At 70.6% G+C, this 14,924-nt stretch carries 13 protein-coding genes; 3 read left to right on the top strand and 10 right to left on the bottom strand.

The window, feature by feature from the left end:
• Positions 1-131 precede the first annotated feature (131 nt).
• Positions 132-668, top strand: a complete 537-nt coding sequence (locus ACVTJA_RS02490; RefSeq protein WP_465833461.1) for a pyridoxamine 5'-phosphate oxidase family protein — start codon at positions 132-134, stop codon at positions 666-668.
• Here the strand turns inward: ACVTJA_RS02490 and ACVTJA_RS02495 are convergent.
• Genes ACVTJA_RS02495 through ACVTJA_RS02505 form a run of 3 tightly spaced genes read right to left on the bottom strand, consistent with a single transcriptional unit; the run spans position 665 to position 3,974 of the window.
• Positions 665-1,522, bottom strand: a complete 858-nt coding sequence (locus ACVTJA_RS02495; RefSeq protein ID WP_465833462.1) for an ROK family protein — start codon at positions 1,520-1,522, stop codon at positions 665-667. The two genes, ACVTJA_RS02490 and ACVTJA_RS02495, sit on opposite strands and share 4 nt — an antisense overlap.
• On the bottom strand, positions 1,519-2,712 hold the full coding sequence (locus ACVTJA_RS02500; protein WP_465833464.1) for a glycosyltransferase: 1,194 nt from the start codon (positions 2,710-2,712) through the stop codon (positions 1,519-1,521). Before ACVTJA_RS02500 ends, ACVTJA_RS02495 begins: the two co-directional genes overlap by 4 nt.
• The gene (locus tag ACVTJA_RS02505) at positions 2,697-3,974 is read right to left on the bottom strand and encodes an asparagine synthase-related protein (RefSeq protein WP_465833466.1); all 1,278 of its coding nucleotides are present in this window, start codon (positions 3,972-3,974) and stop codon (positions 2,697-2,699) included. Before ACVTJA_RS02505 ends, ACVTJA_RS02500 begins: the two co-directional genes overlap by 16 nt.
• 54 nt (positions 3,975-4,028) lie before the next feature.
• On the opposite strand from ACVTJA_RS02505, the gene ACVTJA_RS02510 reads away from it, so the two are divergent.
• A complete protein-coding gene (locus ACVTJA_RS02510) occupies positions 4,029-4,817 on the top strand; it encodes a radical SAM protein (protein ID WP_465833467.1) in 789 nt (262 codons plus the stop codon).
• A 3-nt stretch (positions 4,818-4,820) separates the two neighbouring features.
• Here ACVTJA_RS02510 and ACVTJA_RS02515 read toward each other — a convergent pair whose 3' ends face one another.
• A complete protein-coding gene (locus ACVTJA_RS02515; RefSeq protein WP_465833469.1) occupies positions 4,821-5,831 on the bottom strand; it encodes an aldo/keto reductase in 1,011 nt (336 codons plus the stop codon).
• Positions 5,832-6,035: 204 nt separating this feature from the next.
• Between ACVTJA_RS02515 and ACVTJA_RS02520 the strand changes: the two genes are divergently transcribed.
• Positions 6,036-6,656 carry a helix-turn-helix domain-containing protein gene (locus ACVTJA_RS02520; protein WP_465833471.1) on the top strand — a complete coding sequence of 207 codons (621 nt, stop codon included), beginning with the start codon at positions 6,036-6,038 and terminating at the stop codon, positions 6,654-6,656.
• Here ACVTJA_RS02520 and ACVTJA_RS02525 read toward each other — a convergent pair.
• The 6 genes from ACVTJA_RS02525 to ACVTJA_RS02550 form a co-directional block, all read right to left on the bottom strand.
• Positions 6,614-8,737 carry a sensor histidine kinase gene (locus ACVTJA_RS02525; RefSeq protein WP_465833473.1) on the bottom strand — a complete coding sequence of 708 codons (2,124 nt, stop codon included), beginning with the start codon at positions 8,735-8,737 and terminating at the stop codon, positions 6,614-6,616. The two genes, ACVTJA_RS02520 and ACVTJA_RS02525, sit on opposite strands and share 43 nt — an antisense overlap.
• 204 nt (positions 8,738-8,941) lie before the next feature.
• On the bottom strand, positions 8,942-10,243 hold the full coding sequence (locus tag ACVTJA_RS02530; protein ID WP_465833475.1) for a phenylacetate--CoA ligase family protein: 1,302 nt from the start codon (positions 10,241-10,243) through the stop codon (positions 8,942-8,944).
• The gene (locus ACVTJA_RS02535; protein ID WP_465833477.1) at positions 10,240-10,803 is read right to left on the bottom strand and encodes a hypothetical protein; all 564 of its coding nucleotides are present in this window, start codon (positions 10,801-10,803) and stop codon (positions 10,240-10,242) included. The genes ACVTJA_RS02530 and ACVTJA_RS02535 overlap by 4 nt, the downstream gene beginning before the upstream one ends.
• Entirely contained in the window at positions 10,803-12,467 is a 1,665-nt protein-coding gene (locus ACVTJA_RS02540; RefSeq protein ID WP_465833478.1) for a vWA domain-containing protein, read from the bottom strand. Before ACVTJA_RS02540 ends, ACVTJA_RS02535 begins: the two co-directional genes overlap by 1 nt.
• A complete protein-coding gene (locus tag ACVTJA_RS02545) occupies positions 12,464-13,294 on the bottom strand; it encodes a hypothetical protein (RefSeq protein ID WP_465833480.1) in 831 nt (276 codons plus the stop codon). The genes ACVTJA_RS02540 and ACVTJA_RS02545 overlap by 4 nt, the downstream gene beginning before the upstream one ends.
• Positions 13,291-14,826 carry an AAA family ATPase gene (locus ACVTJA_RS02550; RefSeq protein ID WP_465833482.1) on the bottom strand — a complete coding sequence of 512 codons (1,536 nt, stop codon included), beginning with the start codon at positions 14,824-14,826 and terminating at the stop codon, positions 13,291-13,293. Before ACVTJA_RS02550 ends, ACVTJA_RS02545 begins: the two co-directional genes overlap by 4 nt.
• Positions 14,827-14,924: the final 98 nt, after the last annotated feature.

Here is a 14,924-nt window from a genome sequence, read left to right on the forward strand (position 1 = left end):
CAACCGGCCTGGCGGGCGATGCCCGTGTCTCCTGCTCCGTGGCTCGCACCTCGCGAGGACATTCCTAGCTTGTCCTGGGTCCATCCCGATTCCGCGAAACGCATTCCCGAATCCGAACGAGAGGTGAGCCCATGGAACAGACGCGTGAGAACGTGACGAAGCCGGCGCAGGGTGTCGCTCCCGGAGACCGTCAGGAGTTCGAGTCCCTGCTCAAGGACTACGACGTGGCGCTCCTCACCACGCGTGGCACCGACGGGCACTTCCACACGCGGCCCATGGCCCTGTCGAAGAAGCGCAAGTCCGGCTCCGAAATCTGGTTCGCCACCTGGGTGGACACGCAGAAGGTGCAGGACCTGGAGGCGGACCCGCACTGCTCGCTCGCCTTCCACTCGACCGAGAACGCCTCCACGTACCTCTCCGTGTCGGGCACGGTGGAAATCGTCCGGGACCGCAAGGTCATCCACGACTTGTGGGAGGCCGAGTGGAAGCCGTGGTTCCCCAAGGGGCCGGATGAGGGCGACATCGCGCTGCTGCGCTTCATCCCCGAGCACGCCGAGTACGTCCACCCCGCGGGCGGCAAGCTCAAGGTGCTCTTCAGCACCGCGAAGGCGCTGGTGACGAAGCAGCGCCCCGACCCGGGTCCGAAGAAGGAGCTGGACCTGCACTAACCGCGCACGAGCAGCGCGCCGCCCGGGCCGAAGCCGAGCGTGAGGCACAGCACGCGGTGGCTGTCTTCGAGCCGCGTGTCTCCGCGCGCGGCCTCGGCGGCCAGCTCCGCGTCGTTGAGCACCAGCACGGTGCCGCTCCCGGGGAGCCCGGCGGCTCGGAGCAGGTCCGTCACGAGCGGCGCGTGGCCTTCCCAGCCGTACGTGCAGCCTCCGGGCATGAGCGCGGCATCGAGCGGACACGGGAGGGCGAGGCACAGCGCATCCGGTGTCGCGGTCTGCTCCACGAACGTGCGCAGCGCGTCTCCGATGAAGCGCACCGCCGCTCGCACGTGGCGTCCATCCTCCGGGCGCGGCGTGCCGATGTGGAGGAACGGGAGCGTGGTGAGGTCCCGCTCGAAGATTCGCTGGGCTCCGGGGCTCGCGCACTTGATGCTGGTCTGTCCCACGTCGAGCGCTACCGGGCTCTTGGGTCGCAGAGGCTCCAGCAGTCGCAGGCCCGCGTGCACGGGCGCGTAGCGCGGGTCCTCGGCGACGTACACGGGGAAGGGGAGCGACGCCGTGGCTCCGTCCACCAGCTCCGTGAAGCCTTCGAGACACGCCAGCCCGCCGCACAGCCACACCGCGTCCGCGTCGTGCCGGGGCACCAGGTCCGCCAGCGCTCCGGCGAGCACGGGCAGCAGATGGAAGGCGAGCATCGACTCGGGGACTCCCGCGCGCCGGTCCCGCTCCACGCGCTCGGTGCCGAGCAGCTCCCACAGCTCGCGCCCGAGCACTGGATGGTTCCACACCTCCAGCGACGACACGCCCTCGGGCACGTGGCGGCGGGGGCTCCAGCCTGGCGCGGCGTGGCTCATGCCACGAGCTCCGAGATGCGCTCGGCGGCTTCCTTCGCTCCGTCACGCGCCTGGTAGGACGCGGAGATGGCGGCCACCTTCTGGCGCAGCGGCGTGCCGGGCTCGAGGAGCTGCCGGAGCGCGGCGCGGCACGCGTCCACCGTCAGCGTGCGCGGCTCCAACGCCAGCCCCGCGCCGGACTTCGTGAGGAAGTGCGCCTGGATGGGCTGGTCGTTGCACACGGGCAACAGCAGCATCGGCACTCCGGCGGTCATCGCCTCCATGACGGAGTTGGCTCCGCCGTGCGAGATGAACGCGGACGTCCGCTCCAGCAACTGCCGCTGCGGCACGTACGGCACGGCGACCACGTCTCCGGGCAACGAGCGGGAGAGCTCCGTGTCGGCCAGCTCGCCCGCGCTGAGCACCAGCGTGACGTCGAGCGGAGCTGCGGCCTCGGCGATGGTGCGGAACAGCTCGGGCTGCCATGAAATCTGGCTGCCGAACGACGCGTACACCACGGGCTTCGTGCCCAGGCGCTCCCAGGGGAATTCCACCTCGTCACCGCGCTCGGTGAGCGGCTTCGAGGGGCCGACGAGGTGCGTGGCCGGTGGCAGCCCCGCGTCCGGACCGAGGAAGGCCTCGGTGGCGAAGATGATGTTGAGGCGCGGGGACAGGGACTCGCAGTTGCGGAAGCTCGCGTCGAAGCCGTGGCGCGTGAACAGCGCTTGTCTCTCCGCCGCCAGCGCTCGCACGTTGCGCTTCAGGCCGTAGTCCATGGGCGGCTCCAGCAGCGACAGCGCGGAGGACACGCCGGCCCACGGGATGTTCAGGTCGTGCGCGGCGAGCACGGCGGCGTACTGCATTCCATCCAGCGCCAGCACGTCCGGTCGGAAGCTGCGCACCACTTCACGCACCGGCCCCAGCAGTGCGGGCACCGCGTCGATGAGCAGGCCACGAATCCACTTCCCCAGCGCCACCTCGTCGAGGACGAGCCGCGCCAGCGCCTCGCCACCCGTCTCGATGGCGGGGGCCGGAGCCTCGGGATGGGGCAGGTGGAGCACCTCCACGCCGAGCTTCGCGAGCTGGGGCGCGGGCTCGGGGATGCACAGCCAGCCCACCGTGTGCCCCAGCCGGCGCAGCCACTGCGCCACGCCAATCATCGGGTTGAGGTGGCCCTTCTCGGGCGACGTGGCAATCAGGATTCGTGACATGACGTGAGGAAGGCGCAGTGCGCCTGGAGCATGGCGAGGGAGACGAGCCGCATCAACAGCCGGTCCATCCCACCTGCCTCCGGAGCGTCGGGCGCCAGACGCGTGTACCGGTCCAGGAAGGAGAGCACCGCGGTGGGGTCGATGACCTCGAGCGACTCCAGCCGAGCAGGTGAGAGCCACGCGCGGTACAGCTCCAGCCAGCGCTCGCGCACGGGACTGGAGAGGGCGGTGTGCGCGTAGCGCGGTGTCTTGCGCGCGAGCCGGACCTCGTCGGGGATGAGCCCGCGCACGGCGTGGCGGAGGAGCCACTTGCCCACGCCTTCGCGCACGAGGACGGACGTGGGCAGCGTCAGTGCGACCTCCAGGAAGTCGGAGTCCAGGTACGGCGTGCGCACGGTGAGGTCGTGAGCGCGCGCGCCCCGGAGCTCGGGAGGGAGCACCAGCTCGTGGAGCACCCACGCCGCGTAGCGGACCTCTTCGGAGGACTTCCGGGAGTCCAGCTCCCATGGAGGCCGGAGCTCCCCCTCGGGTTGAGGGCGCAGCACCTGTCCGGCGAGGTGCCTGTCCTCGTTCACGCGCTCCCGGGCGGAGACGCGGGCTCCTGGCGTGCCCTGGAGCACCTCGTCCGCTCCCGCACCGCTCAGCATCACCGAGGCACCGTGCTTCCGCGCCTCCGCATAGAAGGCGTAGCTCGCGACGGCGCGGGCGTTGATGAACGGCGTCTCATTGTTGAGCACGGCGGGCTCGAAGAGGTCCGGGAGCGCGGCGTCGGGGATGGGCACGTCCACCAGCTCCACGCCCGCCGCGTTCGCCACCGTCCTCGCGTTGCTCCGCTCCGCCGCGTCGGCGAAGTGGACATCCATGGTCCACGCGCGCACGCGGCCCGGGGCATGGCGCGCGGCCAGGGCACACAAGGTCGCGCTGTCCACGCCGCCGCTCAGGCTCACGTCGAGCGCGCCCGAGGCCACGTGCCGGGCCACGCCTTCGGAGAGGGCGGACAGGAGCTGCTCCGCGAGCCGGTCCTCCTCGGCGGGAAGGCAGGTCTCCATCTCCGAGCGGTGGACCGCGGGCAGGTGGATGCCCGTCCGGCCCACGTAGAGGAAGAGGGTCTTCCACGGGCGCAGCTCGTGCCGCAGGAAGGCACTCACCTCCCGGGGGGCCAGCTCGTCCGGCGCGAGCTGCCATATGGAGTCGAACCGGGTGTCGTCGTGGCGCAGGTAGGAGGGCAGGGTGGCGAGCGGGCCAGCAGGCGGGGGAGACACCCGATGACTGTGACAAGCGCGAGGGGCTCGGGCAACCCCGCTATAGTCCCGCCCGTGCGTTACGCGCTCCACGATGACCGCATCCTCACCTGGTCCCTGGAGTCGCACGTCACCACGCACTGCAACCTGCGCTGCGTGCAGTGCTGCCCGCTCTCGCCGCACCTGCCCACGTGGGCGGTGACGCCGTCGGTGCTGGGGGAGGACTTGCGCCGGCTGGCCCGCGTGCTACGGCCCAACGTCTTCAAGCTCACCGGCGGCGAGCCCTTCCTCCACCCCGACCTGCCCGCCGTGCTGGACGCCGTGCGCGCGTCCGGCATCTCCGAGCAGGTCTCCGTCACCACCAACGGCTTCCTCGCCCAGAGCGCGCCGGAGGCCGTCTACGAGCGGTTGGACCGGATGACGCTGTCCGTCTACTCCTCCGCGCCGCTCCCGGAGCGCTCCATCCAGCGCATCACCGAGCGCTGCGAGCAGCACGGCGTCCACCTCACCGTGAAGCGCATCGACGCCTTCCAGCAGCTCACGCCGGATGCGCCGCACACGGAGGACGCCACCGTGCGTGACGTGTACGCGCGTTGCTGGCTCAAGGTGCGGTGCCATCTCGTGCATGCGGGCCACTTCTACGCCTGCACGCGTCCACCGCACGTGGCCACGGTGCTCGGCGCGAAGTACCCGGAGATGCCCGCGCTCGCCGAGGTGGACAGTGTCCCGCTCGACGCGCCGGACCTGCTGGAGCGGATGCTCACGTACCTGGAGCGGGATACGCCGCTGGCGACCTGTCGGTACTGCCTCGGCGCCAGCGGTGGGTGGCGGCCCCATGCGCAGTTGCCGCGCGCACGGGGCTGAGTGTCAGCGCGTGGGACGCGGCGCCGACTTCGGCAGCGTGGCCTGCATGTTCGCGGGGTAGCGCTCTCCCGCGGCCACGCCCGGCGGAGCAATCGCCTCGATTTCCGCGAGGTCCTTCTCCGAGAGCTTCACGTTCAGCGCGCCCAGGTTCTCGTCGAGGTACTTGCGCCGCTTCGTGCCCGGAATGGGGACGATGTCCTTCCCGCGCGAGAGCACCCACGCCAGCGCGAGCTGCGCGGGCGCGCAGCCCTTCTGCTTCGCCAGTTGCTCGATGTGCGCGACCAGCTCCAGGTTGCGCGTGAAGTTCTCACCCTGGAAGCGCGGCGAGTGGCGGCGGTAGTCGTCCTGCGCCAGGTCCTCGAAGCGCTTGATCTGGCCCGTGAGGAACCCGCGCCCCAGCGGGCTGTACGGCACGAAGCCGATGCCCAGCTCGCGGCACACTCCGAGCACCTCGTCCTCCGGCTCGCGGGTCCACAGCGAGTACTCGCTCTGCAGCGCGGTGATGGGGTGCACGCTGTGCGCGCGCCGCAGCGTGGCGCCGTCCACCTCCGACAGGCCGAGGAAGCGCACCTTGCCCTCTTCCACCAGCTTCGCCATCGCGCCCACCGTGTCTTCAATGGGCGTGCTCGCGTCCAGCCGGTGCAGGTAGTACAGGTCGATGACGTCCACGCCCAGCCGGCGCAGGCTGGCCTCGCACGCCTGCTTCACGTACTCCGGCTTGCCGTTGATGCCGCGCTTGTTCGGGTCCGCCGGGTCCCTCACGATGCCGAACTTCGTCGCCAGCACCACCTTCGCGCGGTGGGGCTTCAGCACGCGGCCCACCAGCTCCTCGTTGCGCCCGGGGCCGTACGCGTCCGCGGTGTCGAAGAAGGTGATGCCCTTGTCCAGCGCGTGCAGCAGCGTGGCCTCCGACTCCGCGTCATCCCGGCCCGCGTAGAAGTCGGACATGCCCATGCAGCCCAGCCCGAGCGCCGAAACCGTCGGGCCCTCTCTCCCCAGCTTCCGTGTCTCCATGTGCCAGCCTCTTTCTTGATGCAGACTCACGCTTCCACTTCGATGCCCGTCAGATGCTCAGCTCGACGACGCTAGTAAAAGGGTCTCCAGGGCGCGTACCGCCCCGCTGCCCGAGGCACGGCCACCCACCCCCGGGGCGGGTGCCGCGCCGCGCGACGTAGCTGAAATTCAGTGGAAAATGTCCCCCCATCTCTGTTCTCACATATGAGAAATGTCAAGGCGAAGAAGGCCGTGAGTGAAGCACTGGAGGCTGCGGAGGCACCCCGGCTGGGAGCGCGCATCCGCGAGCTGCGGCAGGCGCAGGGGATGACGCTGGAGGCGCTGGCGGAGCGCTCCGGCGTGAGCCGGGCGATGATTTCCAAGGTGGAGCGCGGGGACAACAACCCCACGCTGCTGGTGGCGGTGCGGCTCGCGTCGGGCCTGGGCGTGGGGCTGACGGACCTGCTGGCCCAGCGCCGTCCGCGTCAGCCGCGCGTCCACCTGCCGCCGTCGGCGCAGCCCACCTTCCGCGACGCGGAGAGCGGCATCACCCGGCAGTTGTTGTCCCCCGCCTTCGAGGCGCACGGCGTGGAGTTCATCCGCCTCACGCTGCCGCCACAGACGTCCACCGGTGAGCTGCCGGGCTACGGGGTGGGCATTGGCAAGAGCGTCGCGGTGGAGAAGGGGACGCTGCGCATCGACTTCCCGGATGGCAGCGCCACCGTGGCCGCGGAAGAGGCCTTCTACTTCGAGGCGGACGTGCCGCACGCCTTCGTCAACGCGGGGCGCGGTCCGTGCGTGTTCTACGTCGTCAAGGTGGTGGGCGCGCCGTCGCCGGAGGACTGAGCCGCCCCGGCGTCCAGCGGCAGCTCCACGGTGAAGGTGGAGCCTTTGCCATGCTCGCTCTCCACGTGGACCCTGCCGCCCAGTGCCTCCACCAGCGTGCGGGTGATGTAGAGCCCCAGCCCCAGGCCGCCGTAGTGACGCTCGGACACGGCGCGCTCGAAGCGGCCGAAGAGGCGCGGCAGGTGCTCCGGGGCGATGCCGATGCCCTCGTCGCGCACCGTCAGCCGCGCGCCACCGGGGCTCGCCTCCACGCGCACGTGGATGGGCCGGCCGCTGCCGTACTTCACCGCGTTGTCCACCAGGTTGGTGACGATTTGCTCCAGCCGGAGCCGGTCCCACCGTCCGATGAGGCGCGTCTCTCCGCCCTCGAAGTGGAGCGTGGAGCCGGCACGGGCCGCGTGTGGCTCGTAGCGGGCCATGACCTCGCGCACGAGCGGCACCAGCTCCACGTCCTCCAGCTCCAGCGTGAGCCGGCCCGCGGTGATGCGCGAGACGTCCAGCAAGTCACCGACGAGCTCGGACAGCTTCTTCACCTGCCGCGTGCCGACCTCCACGTAGCTCTCCACCACGCCGCGTGGCACGGCGTCCTGGTGCCGGGCCAGCTCCCTCGCGAGCGCCTGCAGCTTCAGGCTCAGCGGGGTGAGCGGCGTCTTCAATTCGTGGCTGGCGATGGAGAGGAACTCGTCGCGCAGCCGGATGGCCTCCTGGGCCTCGCGGTAGAGGCGCGCGTTCTCCATGGAGAGCGCGGCCCGGTGCGCCAGCTCGCGGCCGAAGGCCAGGTCCGCCTCGGTGTAGCGGCGGCCGGAGTGCGTGCTGCTGAAGAAGGTGAGCACGCCCAGCGTCCGCCCGCTCGCCACCAGCGGCACGGAGATGAGGGAGACGATGTTGGTGGCCTCGATGACCCGTGCATGCTCCGCGTCATGCGCGCCCGCGCGGATGCGCTCGGGCGTCATGCTTTCGACGAGGATGCCCTGCCTGCGCAGCAGCGCCTCTATCGCGGGATGGGGGCGGCGGCCCTCGGGGTGGAGTTGGTAGCGCTGGACCTCGAGCGCCAGGGCGGCGTCCTCCGGGCGGGCGTGGGTCACCTCCACCCGGCGGAACGAGCCGTCCGGCTCGGCGAGGTCGACGAAGCACCAGTCCGCGAACGCGGGCACCACCAGCCTCGCGGTGTTGTGCAGCGTGGCCTCGTAGTCCAGGGACGTGGCCAGCACGGCGCTGGCCTCGGCGAGCACGCGCGCGCGGGCCTCGGCGTGTCGCAGCTCGGTGGCCAGGGACTCGGCCCGCTGGCGCGCGTGCACGAGGTCGGTCACGTCGAAGCCGAAGCCCGCGAGGCCGTAGATGCGGCCCTGCTCGTCCCGCGTGGCCTGGTAGACGAGGTTGATGAAGGCCTCCCGTGGGGGACCTTCCGGGGGGGTGAAGCGCACGGGCACCGCGTGGCCGGAGAAGGGCTCTCCCGTGTTGTAGACGCCGTCCAACATGGCGATGAGGCCCTGGGACTCGGCCTCGGGAATCACCTCCCGGATGGGCTTCCCCATCGTGGGCCGGCGGCCCAGCAGCGTGTCGTTCATCGCGTTGGAGAACGTGTAGACGTGGTCCGGCCCGTGCGTGAAGACGATGTGCACCGGTGCGTTCATGAAGAGCGCATGGAGCCGGGCCCGCTCCGCCTCCGCCGCGCTCCGGGCGGCGCGCTCCCGCTCCAGCAATTCCGCGCGCGCCCGGTTCGCGTCGCGCAGCATCACGTTCAGCTTCGTCATCAACACCGAGACGAGCGTGTAGAGGCTCAGCGCGATGGTGTTCCCCAACCGGAACCTGAAGGAGTGGATGGGGGGCAGGAAGAACCAGTCCGTCGCCACGAGGGACAGCGCCAGCGTGAGGAGCGCCGGGCCCCACCCTCCCCACCAGCCGGAGAACATGACGGCGGCGAAGAAGAGCAGGAAGGGGCTGGCGGCCATGTAGGGCCACAGCAGGCTCTGCAGGCCGAACGCCACCAGGAACGCGAGCAGGCCCAGGACGTAGGCACTGACGCGCGCGTGGCGCGCGGACAGCGGGCCGGTGAAGGGGAGCGCTTCGGAGGGGCGCATGGACTTCGGGGCCGGGCGCCCGGCCGTCGGTGGCTCGGGAGGTCGAGGCACCATGTCCGCTCGGCGGGACTGTTCGTGCATGACGGGTGTGGCCCCTGGACGGTGGGCAGGTGGTCCCGGGCGGGCCTCCATGGACTAGCACGCCCGGAGGCCATGGGGACGGGTTACCTCGGGGCGTGTTGAGTGGCGTGCGGAGGTTCCAGCTCAACCCGGAGGCAGGTCCGCACGGAATGGCCGGGGCTTGGCGCCGGTGGCGAGCGTCGTGGCCTCCACGTGGCATACGTCCAGCCGGGGCTCCCCCCATCCGAGGTTGCGGAGCGCGGCGCTGAGTCGCTCGCACAGCGGGCCGGCATCCGCCGCGCCGGCCAGCTCCAGCGTGAAGCGCGAGCGCTCCACCTGCGTCAGCCGGAAGGCACGCAGCGCGTGGTGCTTGAACACCCATGCCAGCGACCAGGCGTCCACCGCCCGGCCGGACGGGGTGAGGAAGTGGCAGGCGCCGCGCCCTCCGAAGTCCGTGAGCGTCCATCCGTGGAAGCCGCAGGCGCACGCGTCTCGTCGCACCGTGCCGGCGTCTCCCGGCAGGTAGCGCAGCAGGGGGAGGACGCTGGGGCGCAGCCGCGTCACGACGACTTCGTCCAGGCCGGGCTCCAGCCACACGTCCGGGGCGAAGACGTGGAAGTGGCCCGGGGCGTCGTCGCGCAGGCACTCCCAGGCGAGCGGGCCCGTCTCCGTCGTCGCGTAGTAGTTGAGGATGGGCGCGGGGACCTTTTCCGCCAGCGTGCGGCGCAGCGAGGCGGGCAGGTGCTGCGCGGAGGTGAGCACCAGCCGGGGCGTGGGGATGTCGGGCTGCTCCACGAGCCAGCGCAGTCCCTCCGGGTCCGAGAAGAGCACCGAGGGGCGCACGCGGCACAGGCGCTCGCGCGCTTCGTCGCGCAGGGCGGACACGCGGTGCAGCGCGCCGTCATGGAAGATGGGCAGCCGCACCGAGTACTCCAGCCCGCCCGGCAGCGCGTCCAGCAGCACCACCCGAGGACGCGGCGGCAGCACGGCGCCCGCGCGCGATACGAGGAAGCGGAGCACGGCCCACATGTGCAAACAGTCGAGCCTGTCGCGCACCACGCGCACCGGGTCGCCCGTGGAGCCGGAGCTCTTCACGACGACGCACTCGGCGCTGTCCGTGGGGAGCGTGGGCACCGCGTCCCAGTGCTGTGCCAGCGTCGCGCGCTCCAGGGTGGGGAAGTGGGCCAGGTCCTCCAGTCGCTGGAGGTCTCCGGGGTGCAGTCCTGCTTCCTGGAGCCGGCGCACGTAGTACGGCGATTCGAGCAGTGCGGCGCGCAGGCGCTCCATGCGGGAGTCGAGCACCGCGCGCGCTTCGGCTTCGTCCGAGAGGGATGCGAGGTGCGCGAGGCCGTTCCTGATGGAGTCGGCCCACGGGATATGGGGCCGCTGGGTGGAGGTGTCCCGTCGGATGTGGGCGCGTGGGGCGACGCGCAGGTCCACATTCACTCGCGCCAGCCTCGCGCTTCCGCCTCGCGCTGCTGCGCCTCGCGCAGCAGTTGCTCGCGGCGCTCCGCCTCCTGCTTGCGTGCCTCCTCCGCGCGCTTCATCTCCTGCTGCGCCTTGCGGTAGTCGAGCTGGTCCAGGCGCTTCGCGGACTCCTTCGTGGACTCGTTGAGCACCTCTCCGCCCACCGCGCGTATCCATTTGCGCAGGAACTCCTCCTGCCGGAAGCCGTTGGAGCGCACCATCTCCGCGCTCAGCGGGGCGATGTCCTCGAAGAAGCGCCGGAGGAGGCCCATGGACTCCGTGCCCTTCACCATCGCTTTCGCCGAGTCATCCCGCAGCGCCGAGCCGGCCAGCAGGTGCGCGAGCATGACCACCTGTTCTTTCCAGAGCGGGTGGTGCGCGTACTGCTCCAGGTCGGCCCAGTCCTGCCGCGACGGCGGGCGCACGTTCGCCAGCCGGAACGTGTCGCAGATGATGGCCACGGCCAGCTCGTGCGAATACGGCGAGACGATGGGCGCCGCGGCGAGCTGTTGTCGAAGGGTCTGGATGTCGAAGCGCATCAGTTCTCCAACAGGGCCCGGGACAGGTTGGCGGCCGCCGGCCCGAAGTCCGACAGCCACGTCACCACCACGAGGCGGAAGCGCCGCTCGGCCAGCACCGGCGCCAGCACCGCGCGTGCCTTCTTGTCGTCCGGCAGCGCGAGGAAGGCCACCACCGCGCGAGAGCGGCGCGTCGCCTCCACCAGCAGCCGCAGGTTGTCGCCCTCGTAAACGTTGGCGAGGAAGTCGCTGTCCGAGATGATGACCCGCAGCGCGTCCGGCCGCTCGCGCGACAGGGACTCCAGCAGGTCGAACGGGTAGGTCGTCCCCCCGCCGATGTAGCCGAGCAGGAAGTCGCGCGCCGTGTCCTCGTCGTACATCCACGGCGACACGGCCGGGTTGCCGTCCGCGTAGATGATGCCCTTCACCGTCGCCTTCTTGCGGAGGGCCGAGGCCGACAGCACCTGCGCCGCCAGCGTCATCGAATTGAGCTGGACCAGCGGGTTGGGCATGGAGCCGCTGGTGTCCAGGTAGATTTCGAGCGAGGGCACGCCCAAATCCGACGGGGGCGGCAGGTCCGCCTCCAGCTCGCGGCGCAGCGGCGCCACGGCCGCGAGGTGCCCCTGCGAAATCACCGTCAGCGTCCAGTCGATGGAGGATGGGTCGTCGCCGTACTCCCACGCCTCGGGCGTGGTGCGCAGATACGGCTCCGGCTTCGCGGGCGCGGACGGGAGCTTCAGGATGTGCTGGTCCACCAGCCGCTTGTAGTGCCGGCCCACCAGCGCCCGGCGCAGCTCGCCGCCGCCCTTGCCGGGCAGGTGGTGGGTGACGCGGTGGATGGTGGACAGCGCGTCCCCTCCAGAGTCGCTGCCCCCGCCGCCGCTCAGCCAGCCGCGCTCCTTCGCTTCCTCCATCGCGTCGTCCCAGCGCCCCGCGCCGTTGAGGGCCGCGTCCAGGTCATCCACGTCCGGCATCGACACGTCCCCGCCGAGCGGCAGGGAGAACTCCAGCGACTCGGGCTTGTCGATGAAGCGGATGAAGGTGGCGCAGAAGTAGAGGAACTGGAGGCGCGGGCTCGGCAGCGCGTAGAAGGTCTGCGCGAACATGCGCGCCTCGGCGCGGATGCCCGGGTAGCGCTCCTCCATGGGGCCTTCGAGCTTCGCGGGCGCGAGCTGCCCCGGAGCCAGTCCCCACAGCTCCTCGTAGATGGCGAGGTAGAAGAAGAACAACGGAGATACGTCCCCGCCGCCCCGGACGCGCTGGAAGCCGCGATACACCTCCGCCAGTTCACGCGCGTGCGTGCGGCCCACCACTTCGTTCACCTGCAAGTCGTAGAAGAGGTTGGTGAGCGACTGTTTCAGCCCGGGGATGAGCTTCTGCTCCTGCACGCGCAGCTCCGCGTCCCAGCCCAGCGTGTGCGGGAAGCGCGCGTGGTGGCCAATCTCGTGCGCGAGCACCGCCGTGAGGCTGTTCGCCGCGCCCATCTCGTGGAGCAGCGCGAAGTGGACGAAGACCTGGCGCTTCACGAGGTCGATGTACGCGAGCGGCTCGTTGGCATGGTCCGCGTCGGGGCGGAAGGGCACGTGAGGCTCGGGCGGGCTGAGCTGCACGCGCACGTCCCACAGGTCCAGCGCGTCGCGCCAGCATGTGTCCACCTGCTCTGGCGTGAAGCGCGGCGGGCTCATGACGGCACGAGCACCACCACGAACTGCGACGTGTGCATCGTCCCCGCGGCGCGCCAGTCGTTGACGGTGGTGGCGAACCAGTCATCCACGCGCGGGTCGTTCATCGCCAGCCACCCCAGCGCGGGCGTCTGCTCGTGGGTGGGCTCGGGCGTCTCGCGGCAGCCCATGGCGCCCAGCCGGAGGGGCGCGTCGTCCGTCAGCCATAGGCCCTGCGTGGCTGCCTCGCGTCCGGCCACGGCCTTGCGGTGCCGGTCATGCACGCACAGCACCGTGGGGGCGAGGAAGTGGGCGGCGCCGGGCATGAAGCGGCTGTCCTCGGCGGCCAGGTGCACGAGGTAGGGCTGGGCCTTGTTGGCCAGCTTCGCCTTCGGCGGCTCCATGGCCAGGGCCGCCGTCTCGCGCAGTCGGGACTCGATGTCGGTGAGCGACGTGAGGCCCGAGCCCACGCGGCAGAAGATGCGCTGCACCCACGGCGGCCCGGACTCCAGGTTCTCCCCCAGGTTCCACAGCTGCGCGAGCACCTGTGCGCGCTTCGCCTCCGGCACCTGCGCGAGCAGCCGGGGCAGCAGGTCCGACCACGCGAGGGTGAAGAAGTTCTGCCGGCCCGCGCTCGCCGGGTAGAGGTAGCCCAGGCCGATGGCCTCCGCGCCCAGGCGCAGGTAGGCGCGCAGCAGCTCCTCGGACTTCTCCGGGCGCGCGCTCGACGCGGACAGGGCCTCGCCCAGCTTCGCCACCGGGCCGGCGAGCAGCTCCTGCCACAGCGCCGAGTCCCACCGCACGAAGCGCCCGCGCGCGTTCGCCTCCAGCTCTTCGACGAAGCTGCTCATACGCGGCCGCCCGGGTTCTCCTTCAGCCACGTGGCGTAGTTGCGGTAGCGGCTGTACATGGACTTGAGGTGGATGAGGTCCTCGTAGACGGGGCCGGACAGCTCCCGCTTGGTGAGCATCAGGTTCATCAGCGTGGTGACGGAGGCGAGGCGCTGCTCCGTGGTGGGCAGGTCCACGCCGGACAGGCCCTTGTCGAGCTCGGCGCGCAGCGCGGCCACCTTGCGGCGCAGGGGCTCGTGCGTGTCGAAGCCGTCCATGGCCATGTCGAACATGTTGCGAATCCAGGCCACGCGGTCCTGGAGGAGCATGCGGTGGCCCTTCACCTCGAAGAAGGCGCTGCGCGTGTTGGGCACCAGCTTCTCGTGCAGCACCCACGGGGCAATCTGCCGGAAGTCCTCCAGCTCCACCGAGGCGTGGCCGCGGAAGAAGGCCAGCGCCTTCGCGAAGTGCAGAATCGTCTGGTACGCGCGCACGCTGACGCCGTTCTCCGTCTGCGTGCAGAGGTGCACCTTCTTGTCCAGCGGGCACTGCTCGTTGCACACCGCGGCCACCGTCTGCCCGGCGAGCTTCAGCGTGTCCTTGTGCTTGAACTCGAAGCGCGGCGAGGCCATGCGGCAGAAGTCGAGCTGCCCGAGGAAGAAGGCGATGCGCTCCAGCACCGCCTTGGGGACTTCCACCTCGAGGATGGACGCGTAGGCGCGCTCCAACTCGCCGGGGGTGAAGACGACCTCCTTGGGGAGCAGCTCCTCGGGGGACTTGTCCGCCTCCAGGCGCTGGAGGAGCTGGTCCATGAAGCCGGAGTTGAAGGGGACGGCGCGCACGACGACGTCGATGCGGTCCTTGAGGGCCTCGATGACCTGGAAGGTGCCGCCGCCCTGGTCGTCGTTGGCGGTGAGGAACCAGGACGAGCGGCCCGCGTAGACGTACTGGTCCATCATCTCCGCGTAGCCCTCCGCCATGAGGGACAGGAGCGCGGACTGCGTCTTGGTGGGGATGCGGTTGTACTCGTCGATGATTTTGACGCGCTGGCCAATCCACTTGCGCCAGCTGACCTTCACGGCGGACAGGTCCTCCGCCTTGAGCATGTCGGACGGCAGCGGCGCGCCGAGCAGGTCGGCGATGGAGAGCTGCGGGTGGCCGCGCTGGATGCCGCGGTGGACTTCATCGCGGCTCATGCCGGAGAGCAGGGCCATGAGGACGGCGGACGTCGTCTTGCCACGGCCAGGGCCGCCGACGAGGAGGGCTCGGCGGCAGGTGAAGAGGGTGAGCAGGGGGATGAGGACGAAGGAGCTGTAGCTGGTGTCCTCGGGGAGGTGGATTTCGTCACCCGTGGGCGTCTTGAGGGACGCGGCCTGGCCGAACTCGATGTCGTAGTAGGGGCAGATGACGGCGTTGTTGGTGATCCACCAGTACGCCTGTCGCATCTTGTCGTGGAGGCTGCCGCCGTCGCGCTCCGAGAGGTGGACGTTGAGCCCCTTGTCCGCCGAAGCGCGCCCCGTCAGCAGGCGCGTCACCCAATCCTGATTGGCCATGCGACGCGGGAGCGTACCATCCGGACCGTGGCGGCGTGAGCAGGGGGACAGGAGGCGGGCACCCGAGGGCGCGTGAAACTGGTTGAGTGGGTGCGGAT

The organism is Pyxidicoccus sp. M6 (assembly GCF_055568925.1).